The following is a 15,112-nucleotide window of genomic DNA, read 5'->3' as shown; positions in this document are numbered from 1 at the left end:
CCAAGAGCTGCGTAATAACACTCATAAGAGAACGACCATGAAGAACATAGTTATCCCAGCAGTACTCGCAGGCGTTATGGCTTCCGGCTTCACCTGGGCCGCCGAACTACCGGCCAGCATCAAATCAAAGGGCGAGGTCGTGGTAGCGATCATGCCGAACTACCCGCCGATGGACTTCAAGGACCCGGCCACCAACACTCTCACGGGGCTCGACTATGACCTGGGCAATGCCCTGGCCGAACGTCTTGGCGTGAAGATCAAATGGCAGGAAACCGGCTTCGAGCAAATGATCAATGCGCTGACCACCGACCGCGTGGACATGGTGATGTCGGGCATGACCGACACCGCTGAACGCCAGGCCAGCGTGACCTTCGTCGACTACTTCACCAGCGGCCCGCAGTTCTACACCTTGCAGAAGAACAAGGATTTCAACGAGATCATCGACCTGTGCGGCAAGAAAGTCGGCACCAGTCGCCGCACCACCTTCCCGGCGGAAATCGCCGAGTGGAGCAAGGCCAACTGCGAAGCCGCCGGCAAGCCTGCGATCAACGTGATCGGCACCGAAGGCTCGGCGGACGCCCGTGCGCAACTGCGTCAAAGCCGTATCGACGCCGCCATGCAGGGCAGCGAGACCTTGTCCTACCTGAAGACTCAGGAAAAGGACATGTACAAAACCGTGGGTCTGCCGATCTCCAAGCAGTTCACCGGGCTGGGCGTGAGCAAGAAAAAGCCTGAGCTGAGTGAGGCGGTGAAGGTCGCGTTGCAGAGCATGGTGGATGACGGCAGCTACCAGGCGATCCTGAAGAAGTGGGATCTGGAGTTGGGTGCGATCAAGACTGTGACCATTAACGCCGGCAAATAAGTTTGCTCCCACCGGGTCAAGTGCTGATCACAAACATGGCAGACGACCCGGATTAAATGTGGGAGCGGGCTTGTTCGCGAATGCGGTGTGTCATTCAACATCAATGTCGACTGACACACCGCATTCGCGAACAAGCCCGCTCCCACAGGTTTCGCGTTTTACCAATAAGTAAATGGAGCGCTACTGATGTCCTCCTCGCCACAACTCACCTGGCCCGACCAGCACAAAGCCTGCCTCGCCCTGGCCTTCGACCTCGACGGCCCGACCGGCGATGCCATGCTCAACGGCTCGATCTGGCGCAAACCCGAGTACTTCGGTTTCGGCGGTTACGGCCCTTACCGGGCCTTGCCGCGAATCCTCGATGTGCTCGACGAGTACCAAATCCCGACGACGTTTTTCGTCCCGGCCTGGGTCGTGGAGAACTGGCCGAAACAGTGCCAGGCGATTGTCGAGCGCGGGCATGAAGTGGCCTACCACGGTTACAAACACGAATCCTTTTACGCCCTGACGCTGGAACAGCAAAAGGACGTGATGAAGAAATCCCGCGAGGTTTTCTGGAAGCACTTGAACATCCGCGCCGAAGGTTTCCGCACCCCGTCCGGCGACTGGCGCGCCGAAACCCCGGCGATGCTGGTGGACGCCGGCGTGACCTATTCCAGTAGCATGCGCGGTGATGACCGGCCGTACCTGGTGAAAGTGCCGGGCCACGACACGCCGTTGGTGGAAATCCCCGGCCGCTGGGAAATGGACGACTACGCCTCCCTCGCCTACACCCGCGCCCCGGATTTTCCTTCCGGGCTGGACCGCACCGCCAGCTACGCGCTGACCCTCGATAACTGGCGCCGCGAGTACGACGGTGCCATGAACGAAGGGTTGTGCCTGACCACCCTGTTCCACCCCAAGATCACCGGCAAACCAGGACGCATCCTGCTGCTGGAAAAACTCTTCGAACACATGCGCCAGCGCGATGACGTGTGGTTCGCCACCTGCCGCGATGTCGCCCAGTGGTGGCTGAAGGAGCATCACCATGGCTGAGTCCACTGTCTGGCCCAAAGGCTACCGCTGCGCCGTGGTGCTGACCGTCGATTACAACGACGTCCACGGCATCCTCACCCAGGCCCCGGAAGTCGCCGGGCGCGACAAGACGCTGTCGGTCTGGCGCTATGGCACCCAACGCGGCGTCGACCGGTTGCTCGGTTTATTCGAAGAACTGGGGGTTTCCAGCAGTTGGTTTGTGCCCGGCATCGTCGCCGAGGAAAACCCCGGGCACATTCGGGCAATCCAGGCTGGCGGGCATGAAATTGCCTGCGCCGGTTATCGCCATCAGAACTACGACACCCTGAGTCTCGCCGAGCAAAGCGTCGAGATTGCCAAAGGCTGCGAGGCGTTGACCGCGCTGACGGGCCAGCGTCCGACGGGGTTTCGCATCCCGGCCGGCAACGGTGCGCCGGGTTTCATCGAGGCGTTGAAGGATCACGACATTCGCTGGTCCTCATCCTGGCGCGGTGATGATTTGCCGTTTGCTCACCCGACCGCGTCCGACGTCATTGAGTTGCCGTTGCACTACGAACTGGAAGACGAACCCTACTTCGCCTTCAACCTCAGCCCGGCCGTGCCGCCGGCGCAATCGCGCATCGCTTCTTACAGCCACACCCTGGGCAACCTGCAAATGGACTTCGCCGGGTTTCACCGGTTTGGCTTGTGTTATGTGCTGCGGCTCCATCCGGAGATCATTGCTACGCCCGGGCGGATTGGCGTACTGCGCGAGTTGCTGGAGGGGATTCAACAGCACGATGACGTGTGGATTGCCACGGGCGCCGACGTCGCTCAATGGTGGGCTGAATCGGCTCGGCCGGTGACCGAGGACCATCCGGCGGCCGTGTATGAGCGGCATTATCGGGATTACATCGTATGAGTGAGCGGATGCAGCGACTGGCGCAGTTCTGCGTCGACACCCGATTCGAAGATTTGCCACCCGCACTGGTGGCACAAGCCAAGCGGCACATACTCGACACCTTCGGCGCGACGTTGGCCGGGGCTGGCAGCGAGGTAGCCAAGCAGGCACGTCAGGTGTTCGACGGTGAAGTCGGGAGCGCGCTGATCTGGGGCACCGATCAGCGCACTGGCGCGGCTCAGGCCGCCATGCTCAATGGTGTCGCCGCCCATGCCCTGGAACTGGACGACACCGGTGGCTGTGACCATTCCGGCGCGGTGGTGCTGCCGGCGGTCATGGCGGCGGTGTCGATGTCTGGAAAACCGGTGAATGGCCGGGAGTTGATCACGGCCGTGGTGATCGGCTACGAAATCGGCCGCCGGGTGCTCGAAGCCTGCGGCAGTTATTCGGCGCACAACGGTGCCGGCTGGCACTCCACCGCCACCTGCGGCGTATTCGGTGCGGCGGCGGCCAGTGCGCGAATTCTCGGGCTGGATACCGCGCAAACCGTCTCGGCGCTGGGCATTGCCGGCAGTTTCAGTGGGGGGTTGTGGGCATTCATCCACGACGGTTCGCAAAGCAAGAAACTTCACAGCGGTCGTGCCGCCGAGGGTGGATTGCTGGCAGCACGATTTGCCCAACGAGGCATCACCGGGCCGACGAAGTTGTTCGACGATGTCTGGGGCGGGTTTCTCAAGACCCTGGCCAGTGAGACTGCACAACCTGAAGCGCTGGATGCCGATCTGGGCGTCGTATGGAAACTTTCTCGTTGTTCAATCAAGCCATACGCGGCGTGCCGAGGAACCCATTCGGCAATCGATGCGTTGGGACTGCTGCTGGATCAGCTGCAGGTCGGCGCGGATCAGGTCGAGGATGTTCAGGTGTCGTTGTGCGGGTTTCTGCAGGACATGTGCGGCGGGCGCGACGTCGGCACGTTGGCAGCGGCGCAGATGAGCCTGCCGTATGCCCTCGCGGTGCGGCTGGTGCAGGGTCATTGCCGATTGGAGGCTTATGACGATGAACAACGGGGCGATCCGCGGATTGCTCACTGGATGTCGCGCATCCACCTTGAAGTGGACTCGCAACTGTCAGAGGATGGCGAGCCCATCGTCAGCCTGCGGACCGTGGACGGTCGGCAGGCGAGCCTGTGTGTCGACCCGCCGTTGGGTGCGCCGGGCAATCCGTTGAGTGATGCGGCGCTGGAGCAGAAGTTTTTCAGTCTGGCAGGGCGGGTGATGTCGCGACAGCAGGCTGTGGAACTACTCGGGCAGTTGCAGCGACTGGAAACGCTTGAATCGGTTCGTTCGCTGGATCGGTGGCTCACTTGACTATGTCGTTGTCTGTGCGGGCCTCTTCGCGAGCAAGCCCGCTCCCACAGGGGAATGCGTTCCAAATGTGGGAGCGGGCTTGCTCGCGAATGGCCGCGACGCGGTACATCGGCGAACACCACAAAATCTGAATAAGGATATTTGCACCACCGTGGCCACTTACTCACTCGTTATCCGCCGGTTGATGATCGTTTCGCTGACCATCGTCGTCAGCCGCGCCATCACCAGCCCGCTGCTGACGTTGTTCCTGAGCAACAAACTCGGCCTCAACCAACAGGATGTTGGCTTGCTGCTGGGCATCGCGGTGTTCATCGCCACCCTGCTCGCGCTCTACGGCGGTTACATCATCGACCGCCTCGAAAAGCGCCGGCTGCTGATCCTCGCGATGCTCTCCAGCGCCATCGGCTTTGTACTGCTGACCTTCGCCGAAAACCTCTACCTGACCACCGCCACCCTGGTGATCACCGAAACCGCCTCGGCGCTGTTCCTGATCGGATCGAAGGCGATCCTCAGCGAAAACCTGCCCATGGGCCAGCGCGCCAAGGCGTTTTCCCTGCGCTACACCTTGACCAACATCGGCTACGCCACCGGCCCGATGCTGGGCGTGGTGATTGCCGGGGTGTATCCGATTGCACCGTTCCTGATCGCTGGCGGTATCGCGTTCTTCAGTATTTTCCTGATGATCGGGATACCGAAGGACTCGGCCCAGACACCTGCAATCGGCCAGCCCCAGAGTTTTCTCAAGACGCTGGTCACCCTGAAAAACGACCGCACGCTGATCATGTTCACCTGCGGTTGCCTGCTCAGTACCGTGGTCCACGGCCGTTTCACCCTGTACCTGTCGCAATACCTGCTGGTGACCCACGACTCCAAACGGGCACTGGAAACCATGGCCGCCCTGCTCGCCTGCAACGCGATCAGCGTGATCCTGCTGCAATACCAGATCGGCCGTTTCCTCAAACGCGAGCAATTGCGTTACTGGATCGCGGGCGGTACCAGCCTGTTCATCGTCGGGCTGATCGGTTTCAGCCTGGCCGACAGCCTTGTGAGCTGGTGCGTGGCCATGTTCATCTTCACCCTCGGTGAAATGATCATTTACCCCGCCGAATTCCTCTTCGTCGACACCCTGGCCCCGGAAGAGCTGCGCGGCAGCTATTACGGCGCGCAAAACCTCGCGGCCCTCGGCGGTGCCCTGAGCCCGGTGATTTGCGGTTACCTGCTGATGCACACTCCGCCGCCAACGATGTTTTATGCCCTGAGCGCGCTGACCGCCATGGGCGGTTTCCTGTGTTTCATGAGCGGTCGTCGGGTGGCCTTACAGCAAAATTAATGCACTAAAACTGCATTAATATGAATTTGTCAGCATCAGGAATGAACGGCACACTGTGCCCGTTCCTCCCCCAATAGTTGGAACAACTTCAAGGGCTTTCTGGGTATCCCAGCTAAGCCTTTTTTTTGCCTAGATTTTTTACGGATTGTTTGCCTCATGTTCGCTCGCTGGTTACCTGCCGCCATCAACACCCGCCCCTCCGAATGGAGCCGGGCCGCCATCGGCATGTCCTTGGGCACGATGTTCAGCGTCTGGCTGTGCAGCCAGGTATTCGGCATGCAAGTGGCGCAGCACCTGATCGGTCCGCTGGGTGCATCGGCCGTGTTGTTGTTTGCAGTGTCCTCCGGCGCCCTTGCCCAGCCTTGGTCGATTCTTGGCGGCTACCTCAGCGCCGGGGTGGTTTCGCTGCTGGTCGCTCACGTGCTCGGACGAACCCTCGGCAGCGCATGCCTGGCGGCCGGCATGGCATTGATTCTGATGTGCTGGCTGCGTTGCCTGCACCCACCGGCCGGGGCGTTGGCACTGCTGTTGGTGTTGGCAGACCCGGCGACCATTGCCCTGGACTGGAAAGCCCTCGGCCCGGTGATGCTCAGCGGATCGACCATGCTGCTCAGCGCCCTGGCCTACAACAACCTGACGCGCATTCGTTACCCAAAACGCGCCAGCGAACCGGTGTCCAGGGTGCCGGCCGATCGCCCGCCCACCGACAGCCAGGCGATCACCGCCCAGGACCTGAAACTGGCCTTGGCGGATATGGAAGCCTTCTTTGACGTCACCCCCGAAGACCTTGAACAGTTGATCCATGCGAGCGAGCTGCATGCCAAACGGCGCAGCATTGGTGAAGTCCTGAGCCGCAGAACCTGACAGCGCCCACGGTCCTTGTAGCAGCTGCCGAGCCTGCGAGCCTGCGAGGCTGCGTTCGAGGACGAAGTCCTCGCAAACCCGGTGCACACGGTTTGTCTGACATACCGAGTTGGCTGGTTTCACGACGGCTCCGCCGCCGAACGCAGCCTCGCAGGCTCGGCAGCTGCTACGGATCGCGTTATGGCAAAGAATTGATCAGGCTGCTGACAATTGCCGTACCGGCACTGCCAGGCTCACCGCGCGCACCGATGCCCCTGCACTCAAGCCCAGCGTTTTGGCAGTCTGCGCATCGACAATCAACGTCCCTGCAGCCACCCGCGCCGGAGCCGCGGTAATCCGGCATTCGGCAAACTGGCGGTTATGAATCAGGTAAGTCGCCGCCTGCTCCCCCGGTGTGCCAATGCTCAGTTGCAGCACCTGACTGTCGCGCACTGCGCGGATGTCGCCGGTGGCGCATTCGATCAGCGGGCCGCCGTCGAAGATGTCGATGTAATCGCGGTGCTCGAACCCTTCAGCCTTGAGCATCCCCAGCGCTGGTTCGGTGTTGGGGTGGACGCGACCGATGACCGTTCGCGCCGCTTCCGGCAACAGGCAGGTCGGCAGCGGAAACTTGGGCATCAGCTCGGCGATGAACGTCTTGTTACCCAGCCCGGTCAGGTAGTCGGCATCGGCAAAATCCATTTTAAAGAAGTGCCGCCCCAGACCTTCCCAGAACGGTGAAACGCCCTCTGCGTCCGAGTATCCGCGCATCTCGGCGATGACCTTCTCCCCGAAATGCTGACGAAATTCCGCCAGAAACAGGAACCGTGCCTTGGACAGCAAACGCCCGTTCAGACCGCTGCGGTGATCGGCATGCAGAAACAGCGAACACAATTCCGAATGGCCGGTCATGTCGTTACCGAGGAACAATGTCGGCAGCTGCTGATTGATCCCGAGGTTTTTCGAGGCCGCGACAAACAGGCCCAGTCGATAGTTGTACCAGGGCTCGCGCAGGCCGACAGCACCGGCCAGTGCGCAAATGCCGATGGCTTCGTGCTGGTCATTCTCGAGCACAAACAGGTAATCGGCATCGGCGCGTTCGGCCTCGCCGGCGAAGGTTTTCGCCGCCCATTCCAGACGCTGACGCAGACGCCCCGCGTCGGCGGGCAAGGTGGTCAAACCGGTTCCGGCGCTATGGGCCAGGGCTAACAGTGCCGGCAGGTCTGCCGGTGTGGCTGGACGAACGATCATTGCAGTTGCTCCCGGGTAACCCGATGTTTGGACAGAAAGACCTCGGCCAACATGCAGCGCGCGCTGCCGCCGCCGATGCGCTCGATGGTGTCGATATTGACGGGGAGTGGCGTGGTGTGGGCTTCGATCAAACGACGTTGCGCGGCATCCAGCGATTGCCAGGCCGTGCGCGACATCACCAGCAAAGGTTCGCCCGCAGCGTTGTGGACCTCCAGCATGTTGCCGGCGAAGGATTCCAGCTGCTCCCAACTCAGGGCGATGACCTTTTTACCGCTGTCTTCCAGTCGCGTGCGCAGGGCCAGGCGTTCGGTCGGTTGCGTGACCGACGCCAGGCAAGCCACAGCCAGGCGCGTGCCGACACTCATCATTACGTTAGTGTGGTAAATCGCGACGCCTTGGCGGTCCACTGCATTGAATGCGCACAGCTCGTAGCCCAAATGGCTGACCACCTGATCCAGGGCACGGGCATGGGTACGGGTGGAGTAACCGGCGTAGCAAATCCGCTGCTGACGATCCAGCACCATGCTGCCGGTGCCTTCGAGGAACACTTCCTGCTGTTCGAGGCTGGAAAGGTCCAGCAACTGTTCCACCCGGAACTCGTCCCGCAACCAGTCGAGTACGCCTTTGTCCCGCTCCAGACGCCGGTTGTGGCCCTGCATCGGGTACAGCACCAAGGTGCCGTCGGGATGGCTGCTCCACCAATTGTTAGGGAAGATCGAATCCGGGGTATGCGGCGCTTCGCGGTCGTTGTGCACCATGACTTCGACGCCATGGTTGCGCAGCGCGGCAACGTAGCCATCGAACTCTTGTAGGGCCTTTTGCTGAACGTCTTCGCTGACGTCGGCCGGCTGCTGGAATCGGTTGTTCGCCGCCGTGTCCTGATTGAAGGAGAAGCGTGTCGGGCGAATCATCAAAACAGTATTGGTGGTTTGCATGGGCACAGATTCAATGAGGGTTAAGAGGTACTCATTGTCTGTGTCACAGGCTAAAAAACCCGGTTGATAAGTGGCTGCGGCGTGATGGAAACGGCTGAAAAACGTGTGTGGCCCAGCCGATTCGGCGGCGACCAGACAAAAAAAATCGCAGCCCGAAGCTGCGATTTTTTTGCTCTGCCAAACCTATTCCATCGTGGTCTTGACCATCGCCAGTTCCGGATGGCTGACCAACTTGTCGATGTGCAAATCCGGATCATCGAACCATACTTCGGTCAGCACCCGATAATGCTCCATGTCCCGGCAACGCATGCGCAAGCTGTAGTCGAACGCACCGCTGATCAACCGACATTCCAGCACCTGCGGACAGGCGCGGACCTTGGCTTCGAACGCCTTTTGCGCCGCCCGCCCACTCTGGTTGGACAACGCAACCAACACCAGTAACGACAAGCCTGGTGTCAGTTTCTTTTCATCGAGAATCGCGCCATACCCACGAATGACCCCGAGCTGTTCGAGCTTGCGCACCCGTTCCAGGCACGGCCTGGGCGTGAGGTGCACGCGCTCGGAAAGCTTTTGATAAGTGATGCGCCCTTCGTGGCGCAGCACTTCGATGATTGCCTGATCGATACGATCAAGCACGATCGACAGATCGCGGATATCCGCCATGTACGTCTTGCCTCACTTCAAACGACCCGATAGAAATTGCTGCAAACGTTCACTTTTTGGCTGGTCGAGGATCGTAGCGTCACCCTGCTCCTCGACCTTGCCCTGATGCAAGAACAACACCTGGCTGGAAACCTGCCGGGCAAACCCCATTTCGTGGGTCACCATCAACATGGTACGGCCTTCTTCGGCCAGTGCCTGAATTACCTTCAGCACCTCACCCACCAGTTCCGGATCGAGTGCCGAGGTCGGCTCGTCGAACAACAGAATCTCCGGTTCCACTGCCAGGGCACGCGCGATTGCCACCCGCTGTTGCTGTCCGCCGGACAGAAACGCCGGGTATTGATCGGCCACTCGTTGCGGCAGACCGACCTTGTCCAGATAGGCCCGCGCACTTTCTTCGGCGGCCTTGCGGCTGATTCCCAGCACCCGACACGGCGCCAGCACGATGTTCTCCAGCACCGTCAGGTGGCTCCACAAATTGAAATGCTGGAACACCATCGCCAGGCGCGTGCGCAAACGCTGCAATTGCGCCGGATGAGCGACGCGCATGCCACCGGCACCCGGGCGCGTAATGACGCGCTCGCCGTCCAGTTCAATGGCGCCTTCGTCCGCGCGCTCCAGAAAATTGATGCAGCGCAGCATCGTGCTTTTACCCGAACCGCTGGCGCCGATCATGCTCACCACATCGCCTGCCCGTGCATTCAACGAGACGCCCTTGAGCACTTCGTTGTCACCAAAACGTTTATACAGATTTTCAACCGTGAGTTTGTACATGTCAGCACTCCTGGAGCGGCGCGCCTGGCGGCACCGCTCTGGATAGAAAATGGGATTCAGTGAGTCGGACCGAGAAAACTCAGCCAGCGCTTCTCTGCCAACCGGAAGGCTCCGACCAGGCCGAACGACAGCGCGAGGTACAGCAGGCCGGCAATGCCGAAGGCCTGGAAAGTCATGAAGGTCGCGGCGTTGGCGTCCCGGGCGATTTTGAGGATGTCCGGAATGGTGGCGGTGAACGCCACTGAAGTCGCGTGCAACATCAGGATCACTTCGTTGCTGTAATACGGCAGTGCCCGGCGCAACGCCGAAGGCAGAATCAGCCGCAGGTACAGGCGCCAGCCACTCAAGCCATACGCATGGGCGGCCTCGATTTCACCGTAGGGAATGCTGCGAATCGCCCCGGCAAAGATTTCCACGGTGTACGCGCAAGTGTTGAGCGTGAACGCGAGCAAGGTGCAATTCATCGCATCGCGAAAAAATGCTTCGAGCAGCGGTTGCGAGCGCACCACCGCGATGCCGTAGATCCCGCTGTAGCAAATCAGCAACTGGATATACAGCGGCGTACCGCGAAATACATAGGTGAACAGCTGAACCGGCCAGCGCAACAGGCCCCAGCGCGAGGTGCGCATGATCGCCAATGGCAACGACAGGAAGAACCCCATCACAATGCTCGCCACCAGCAGCCACAACGTCATGGCCAACCCGGTGAGGCTGTAGCCGTCGCTGAACAGAAAGGGTTTCCAGTATTCGGCAATCAACTCGATCATCGTGCCATCCCCCGCACACCGTGGTTATAGCGCCGTTCCAGCACGCGCAAAACGTAGTTCGAAGCGCTGGTGATCAGCAAATACAGCGCCGCAGCCAGCAGCAGAAAATCGAGCATGTTGAAGGTGCTTTTACCCGCTTCCTGCGCAACCTTGACCAAGTCCGACAAACCGATGATCGACACCAGCGCCGTGGCCTTGAGCAGCACCAGCCAGTTATTGCCGAGGCTCGGCAAGGCGAAACGCATCATTTGCGGGAACACGACAAAGCGAAATCGCTGCCAGCGGTTCAGACCAAAGCACGCGGCGGCTTCCTGTTGGCCGCGCGGCACACTCAGAATCGCCCCGCGAAAGGTCTCGGTGAAATACGCGCCGTAGATAAAACCGAGGGTGATGACGCCGGCCACGAACGGGTCGATTTCCATGTAGGGCCAGTCCATGGCCTCGGTCAGGCTGCTCAGCCAGCCTTGCAGGCTGTAGAAAATCAGCAGCATCAGTACCAGGTCCGGCACACCGCGAATCAGCGTTGTGTAGAAGGTCGCCGGCAGGTTCAACAGCTTCAGCGGCGACAGTTTCGCCGCCGCGCCGAGCAGGCCCAGCGCCATGCTCACCAGCAGCGAGAGCGCTGACAATTTCAGCGTGACCCAGGTGCCGTGCAGCAACAAAGGGCCATAGCCTTGCAGGGCCGAGAGATCGACCCCGATCAGATTCAGGAAGGAGTTCACGTCAGTCACCTGTCTTGAGGCGCCCGCGCTCAAGCGCTGCGCCTGTTACCAGGACGCAGCCTTCGGGGCGCGAGGATCAGTAGTTGTAGAGGTCCAGATCGCCGAAGTGTTTCTGCTGGATCTGCGCGTAGATACCCTTGTCATGCAGGGTTTTGATGGCGGCATTGAGCATGCCTTTGAGTTCTTCGTTGTCCTTGCGCACGCCGATGGCGATGTCGGATGGGACCAACGGGTCACTGATGCCTTCACTGTTCTTGAAGTCAGCGCCTTGGGGGGAAGTCAAAAAGCTCATTTGCGCCTGCATCTTGTCCTGGATGGAGGCGTCGAGACGGCCAAATACCAGGTCAGCGTAGACCTGATCCTGATTCTGATAAGCCCGCAGTTTCACGCCGCCGGGTGCCAGTTTGGCCTTGGCGTAGGTTTCCTGAATCGTGCCCTGCATGTAACCGATGGTCTTGCCCTGCAGCGACTCGGCGGTGGGCAACAGCCCGGAATCCTTGCGAGTGACGATGGCGGTCGGCCCTGCATACAGGCGATCGGTGAAGTCGATCTGTTTTTTACGTGCATCGGTCACCGTCATCGACGATTCGATGGCATCGAATTTACCTGCCTTGAGCGCCGGGATCAGCCCGTCGAAGTCATTGCTGACCCACACGCATTTCACCTTCAATTCGGCGCAGATCGCGTTGCCCAAATCCACGCCAAAGCCCTGCACGCCGCCATCGGCGGTGGTGGACTCAAAAGGCGGGTAACTCGGGTTGACGCCGAATCGCAGCTCTTTCCATTCCTTGGCACTGGCGCCAGTGGTGCAGCACAGCAACGCGATTGCCGGCAAAGTCAGCCATTTGATGTTGATCATCTTCTTGAGTCCCGGATTATTTGGATTTATCGCGGTCTGGCGCCTGCGCCTGACCACACTTTTTGACAGGGGCAGAGAGTCGATGCGGTATTCACCGCAGCCGTATTTGTTGTTGTTTTCGACCGGCCCGAGCCAGTCGTCGGAGTGCAGTCCGCTTCAGGCGCATCGTCGCAAGCGCTTGAAATGGACCGTCAGAATGCCAATTGCCAGGCTGATGCAGGTGTCGAAAGCCCCTGTTCTGACAGCCCAACTGCGCTGAACGAGTGGCATGCACAGCCGATTCTGTCGTTGGTCGCCCAAGATCAAGAGATCGCAGCCTTCGGCAGCTCCTACAGAGCCGTGTCTCACCGCGATATTGCGGATGAACATCGATTGCGTAGGAGCTGCCGCAGGCTGCGATCTTTTGATCTTGCCTTAAGGCAAAAACGCAAACTGACCCTGCACATATGCCGGTTGTACATCACAAATTTGCACTGGTACGATCCAGCATCGCTCGCGCGCGAGCTTCTCTATAAAGAACAATAAAAGCAGGGAGTTAGTGATGACTGCTCAGGTTTCATCGAAGGGGACTTCGTCCTTGGATGCCATGCAGAACGAAGTGCTGGCCGAGGTTCGCAACCACATCGGCCACCTGACCCTCAATCGCCCCGCCGGACTCAACGCCATTACCCTGGACATGGTGCGCAATCTGCAGCGTCAGCTCGACGCCTGGGCACTGGATCCGCACGTACACGCAGTGGTATTGCGCGGTGCTGGCGAGAAGGCTTTCTGTGCCGGCGGCGATATTCGCTCGCTGTATGACAGCTTCAAAAACGGCGACACGCTGCACGAAGATTTCTTCGTCGAGGAATACGCCCTCGACCTCGCGATTCACCATTACCGCAAACCTGTGCTCGCCTTGATGGACGGCTTTGTCCTGGGCGGCGGCATGGGTCTGGTGCAGGGTGCTGACTTGCGGGTGGTCACCGAGAAAAGCCGTCTGGCGATGCCGGAAGTGGCGATCGGTTATTTCCCGGATGTCGGTGGCAGCCATTTCCTGCCGCGCGTTCCCGGTGAACTGGGGATTTACCTCGGCGTCAGCGGCGTGCAAATCCGTGCGGCCGATGCGCTCTATTGCGGCCTGGCCGACTGGTACCTGGAAAGCGACAGGCTGGGCACCCTGGACGAGCAACTCGATCAACTCGAATGGCACGAAACACCGTTGAAGGACCTTCAAGGTCTGCTGGCGAAACTGGCCGTGCAACAGTTGCCCGACGCGCCATTGAGCGCATTGCGCCCGGCCATCGATCACTTCTTCGCCCTGCCCGATGTGCCGAGTATTGTTGAGCAACTGCGTGAAGTAACGGTCGCCGACAGCCACGAGTGGGCCAGGACCACCGCCGACCTGCTGGAAAGCCGTTCACCGCTGGCCATGGGCGTGACCCTGGAAATGCTTCGTCGTGGTCGGCACTTGAGTCTGGAAGACTGCTTCGCCCTTGAGCTGCACCTGGACCGTCAGTGGTTCGAGCGCGGCGACCTGATCGAAGGCGTACGCGCCTTGCTGATCGACAAAGACAAGAAACCGCGCTGGAATCCGCCGACCTTGCAGGCGCTGGACGCCGAGCACGTCGCGAGTTTCTTCACGGGTTTTGACCAAAGCGGGAGCTGAGCCATGCACGATATCGAATTGAGCGAAGAGCAAGTCATGATCCGCGACATGGCCCGGGACTTTGCCCGCGGCGAAATCGCGCCCCACGCCCAGGCCTGGGAAAAGGCCGGCTGGATCGACGACGGTCTGGTGGCGAAGATGGGCGAACTGGGTCTGCTGGGCATGGTGGTGCCCGAGGAATGGGGCGGCACCTATGTCGACTACGTCGCTTACGCATTGGCCGTGGAAGAGATTTCGGCTGGCGACGGCGCCACTGGCGCGCTGATGAGCATTCACAACTCCGTGGGCTGCGGTCCGGTCCTCAACTACGGCACTGAAGAACAGAAACAGACGTGGCTACCGGATCTCGCCAGCGGTCAGGCCATCGGCTGCTTCTGCCTGACCGAACCCCAGGCCGGGTCCGAAGCCCACAACCTGCGCACCCGCGCCGAACTGCGCGACGGCCAGTGGGTAATCAACGGCGCCAAGCAATTCGTCAGCAACGGCAAACGGGCGAAACTGGCCATCGTATTCGCGGTGACCGATCCGGACCTGGGCAAGCGTGGCATCTCGGCGTTCCTGGTGCCGACCGATACCGCAGGTTTCATCGTTGATCGCAGCGAACACAAAATGGGTATTCGCGCGTCCGATACCTGCGCGGTGACCCTGAGCAACTGCACGATTCCCGAAGCCAACCTGTTGGGTGAGCGCGGCAAAGGACTGGCGATTGCCCTGTCGAACCTTGAAGGCGGCCGCATCGGCATCGCGGCGCAGGCGCTGGGCATTGCCCGCGCGGCATTTGAAGCGGCGCTGGCCTACTCGCGGGATCGGGTGCAGTTCAATAAGCCGATCATCGAGCACCAGAGCATCGCCAACATGCTGGCCGACATGCACACCCGGTTGAACGCGGCACGACTGCTGATCCTGCATGCCGCGCGGTTGCGCAGCGCTGGTAAGCCGTGTCTGTCGGAGGCTTCACAGGCGAAGTTGTTTGCGTCGGAGATGGCCGAGAAAGTGTGTTCGTCGGCGATGCAGATTCATGGCGGGTATGGGTATCTGGAGGATTACCCGGTGGAGCGTTACTACCGGGATGCGCGGATTACGCAGATATATGAAGGGTCGAGCGAGATACAGCGGATGGTGATTGCCCGGGAGCTTAAGAACTATTTGGTGTGATGTTTGGGAATGGGGTGGCCTTTAGATCCACCCCTCACCCTA

Annotated in this window: 16 protein-coding genes; 9 read left to right on the top strand and 7 right to left on the bottom strand. The window is 60.3% G+C overall.

Features of this window, described 5'->3' with window-relative positions:
• Positions 1-37: 37 nt before the first annotated feature.
• The 6 genes from KGB23_RS06755 to KGB23_RS06730 all read left to right on the top strand — a co-directional run bounded on the left by KGB23_RS06755 (position 38) and on the right by KGB23_RS06730 (position 6,317).
• Positions 38-862, top strand: coding sequence for an ABC transporter substrate-binding protein (locus KGB23_RS06755; protein ID WP_223430395.1), 825 nt, complete (start codon positions 38-40; stop codon positions 860-862).
• 186 nt (positions 863-1,048) lie between these two features.
• Positions 1,049-1,897, top strand: coding sequence for a polysaccharide deacetylase family protein (locus KGB23_RS06750; RefSeq protein WP_223430394.1), 849 nt, complete (start codon positions 1,049-1,051; stop codon positions 1,895-1,897).
• Positions 1,890-2,777, top strand: coding sequence for a polysaccharide deacetylase family protein (locus KGB23_RS06745; protein WP_223430393.1), 888 nt, complete (start codon positions 1,890-1,892; stop codon positions 2,775-2,777). The genes KGB23_RS06750 and KGB23_RS06745 overlap by 8 nt, the downstream gene beginning before the upstream one ends.
• Entirely contained in the window at positions 2,774-4,123 is a 1,350-nt protein-coding gene (locus KGB23_RS06740; RefSeq protein ID WP_223430392.1) for an MmgE/PrpD family protein, read from the top strand. The genes KGB23_RS06745 and KGB23_RS06740 overlap by 4 nt, the downstream gene beginning before the upstream one ends.
• A 151-nt stretch (positions 4,124-4,274) precedes the next feature.
• Positions 4,275-5,453 carry an MFS transporter gene (locus KGB23_RS06735; protein ID WP_223430391.1) on the top strand — a complete coding sequence of 393 codons (1,179 nt, stop codon included), beginning with the start codon at positions 4,275-4,277 and terminating at the stop codon, positions 5,451-5,453.
• Between the two features lie 156 nt (positions 5,454-5,609).
• Positions 5,610-6,317 carry an HPP family protein gene (locus KGB23_RS06730; protein WP_223430390.1) on the top strand — a complete coding sequence of 236 codons (708 nt, stop codon included), beginning with the start codon at positions 5,610-5,612 and terminating at the stop codon, positions 6,315-6,317.
• A 195-nt stretch (positions 6,318-6,512) separates the two neighbouring features.
• Here KGB23_RS06730 and astA read toward each other — a convergent pair whose 3' ends face one another.
• The 7 genes from astA to KGB23_RS06695 form a co-directional block, all read right to left on the bottom strand.
• Positions 6,513-7,547 carry an arginine N-succinyltransferase gene (gene astA, locus KGB23_RS06725; protein ID WP_223430389.1) on the bottom strand — a complete coding sequence of 345 codons (1,035 nt, stop codon included), beginning with the start codon at positions 7,545-7,547 and terminating at the stop codon, positions 6,513-6,515.
• Entirely contained in the window at positions 7,544-8,482 is a 939-nt protein-coding gene (gene ctlX / locus KGB23_RS06720) for a citrulline utilization hydrolase CtlX (protein WP_223430388.1), read from the bottom strand. Before ctlX ends, astA begins: the two co-directional genes overlap by 4 nt.
• A gap of 183 nt (positions 8,483-8,665) precedes the next feature.
• Positions 8,666-9,145 (bottom strand): Lrp/AsnC family transcriptional regulator, encoded by a 480-nt coding sequence (locus tag KGB23_RS06715; RefSeq protein ID WP_007974731.1) that lies wholly within the window; start codon positions 9,143-9,145, stop codon positions 8,666-8,668.
• Positions 9,146-9,157: 12 nt separating this feature from the next.
• Positions 9,158-9,919, bottom strand: a complete 762-nt coding sequence (locus KGB23_RS06710) for an ABC transporter ATP-binding protein (protein WP_008155281.1) — start codon at positions 9,917-9,919, stop codon at positions 9,158-9,160.
• Positions 9,920-9,975: 56 nt separating this feature from the next.
• Complete coding sequence (locus KGB23_RS06705; RefSeq protein WP_008155279.1) at positions 9,976-10,686, bottom strand: ABC transporter permease; 711 nt, start codon at positions 10,684-10,686, stop codon at positions 9,976-9,978.
• Positions 10,683-11,408: an ABC transporter permease gene (locus tag KGB23_RS06700; protein ID WP_223430387.1), complete on the bottom strand. Its 726-nt coding sequence runs from the start codon at positions 11,406-11,408 to the stop codon at positions 10,683-10,685. The genes KGB23_RS06705 and KGB23_RS06700 overlap by 4 nt, the downstream gene beginning before the upstream one ends.
• 76 nt (positions 11,409-11,484) lie before the next feature.
• On the bottom strand, positions 11,485-12,267 hold the full coding sequence (locus KGB23_RS06695; protein ID WP_223430386.1) for a transporter substrate-binding domain-containing protein: 783 nt from the start codon (positions 12,265-12,267) through the stop codon (positions 11,485-11,487).
• 183 nt (positions 12,268-12,450) lie between these two features.
• On the opposite strand from KGB23_RS06695, the gene KGB23_RS06690 reads away from it, so the two are divergent.
• From KGB23_RS06690 to KGB23_RS06680, 3 genes are read left to right on the top strand one after another with little or no spacing between them, the layout of a single operon-like run.
• Positions 12,451-12,792, top strand: a complete 342-nt coding sequence (locus tag KGB23_RS06690) for a hypothetical protein (RefSeq protein ID WP_223430385.1) — start codon at positions 12,451-12,453, stop codon at positions 12,790-12,792.
• A 16-nt stretch (positions 12,793-12,808) separates the two neighbouring features.
• Entirely contained in the window at positions 12,809-13,915 is a 1,107-nt protein-coding gene (locus tag KGB23_RS06685) for an enoyl-CoA hydratase/isomerase family protein (RefSeq protein ID WP_223430384.1), read from the top strand.
• A gap of 3 nt (positions 13,916-13,918) precedes the next feature.
• A complete protein-coding gene (locus KGB23_RS06680; protein ID WP_008152689.1) occupies positions 13,919-15,070 on the top strand; it encodes an acyl-CoA dehydrogenase family protein in 1,152 nt (383 codons plus the stop codon).
• The last annotated feature ends 42 nt before the right edge of the window (positions 15,071-15,112 follow it).

This window comes from Pseudomonas sp. GL-B-26, assembly GCF_019947405.1.
Classification (GTDB): domain Bacteria; phylum Pseudomonadota; class Gammaproteobacteria; order Pseudomonadales; family Pseudomonadaceae; genus Aquipseudomonas.
This window is presented reverse-complemented; position numbering and strand designations above follow the sequence as displayed.

Excerpts from the sequence above, each read along its gene's own strand:
- KGB23_RS06710 (WP_008155281.1), bottom strand. The coding sequence starts at position 9,919 with ATGTACAAACTCACGGTTGAAAATCTGTATAAACGTTTTGGTGACAAC.
- KGB23_RS06750 (WP_223430394.1), top strand. The coding sequence starts at position 1,049 with ATGTCCTCCTCGCCACAACTCACCTGGCCCGACCAGCACAAAGCCTGC.
- KGB23_RS06705 (WP_008155279.1), bottom strand. The coding sequence starts at position 10,686 with ATGATCGAGTTGATTGCCGAATACTGGAAACCCTTTCTGTTCAGCGAC.
- KGB23_RS06730 (WP_223430390.1), top strand. The coding sequence starts at position 5,610 with ATGTTCGCTCGCTGGTTACCTGCCGCCATCAACACCCGCCCCTCCGAA.
- KGB23_RS06745 (WP_223430393.1), top strand. The coding sequence starts at position 1,890 with ATGGCTGAGTCCACTGTCTGGCCCAAAGGCTACCGCTGCGCCGTGGTG.
- ctlX (WP_223430388.1), bottom strand. The coding sequence starts at position 8,482 with ATGCAAACCACCAATACTGTTTTGATGATTCGCCCGACACGCTTCTCC.
- astA (WP_223430389.1), bottom strand. The coding sequence starts at position 7,547 with ATGATCGTTCGTCCAGCCACACCGGCAGACCTGCCGGCACTGTTAGCC.
- KGB23_RS06685 (WP_223430384.1), top strand. The coding sequence starts at position 12,809 with ATGACTGCTCAGGTTTCATCGAAGGGGACTTCGTCCTTGGATGCCATG.
- KGB23_RS06740 (WP_223430392.1), top strand. The coding sequence starts at position 2,774 with ATGAGTGAGCGGATGCAGCGACTGGCGCAGTTCTGCGTCGACACCCGA.
- KGB23_RS06715 (WP_007974731.1), bottom strand. The coding sequence starts at position 9,145 with ATGGCGGATATCCGCGATCTGTCGATCGTGCTTGATCGTATCGATCAG.
- KGB23_RS06695 (WP_223430386.1), bottom strand. The coding sequence starts at position 12,267 with ATGATCAACATCAAATGGCTGACTTTGCCGGCAATCGCGTTGCTGTGC.
- KGB23_RS06755 (WP_223430395.1), top strand. The coding sequence starts at position 38 with ATGAAGAACATAGTTATCCCAGCAGTACTCGCAGGCGTTATGGCTTCC.
- KGB23_RS06690 (WP_223430385.1), top strand. The coding sequence starts at position 12,451 with ATGGACCGTCAGAATGCCAATTGCCAGGCTGATGCAGGTGTCGAAAGC.
- KGB23_RS06680 (WP_008152689.1), top strand. The coding sequence starts at position 13,919 with ATGCACGATATCGAATTGAGCGAAGAGCAAGTCATGATCCGCGACATG.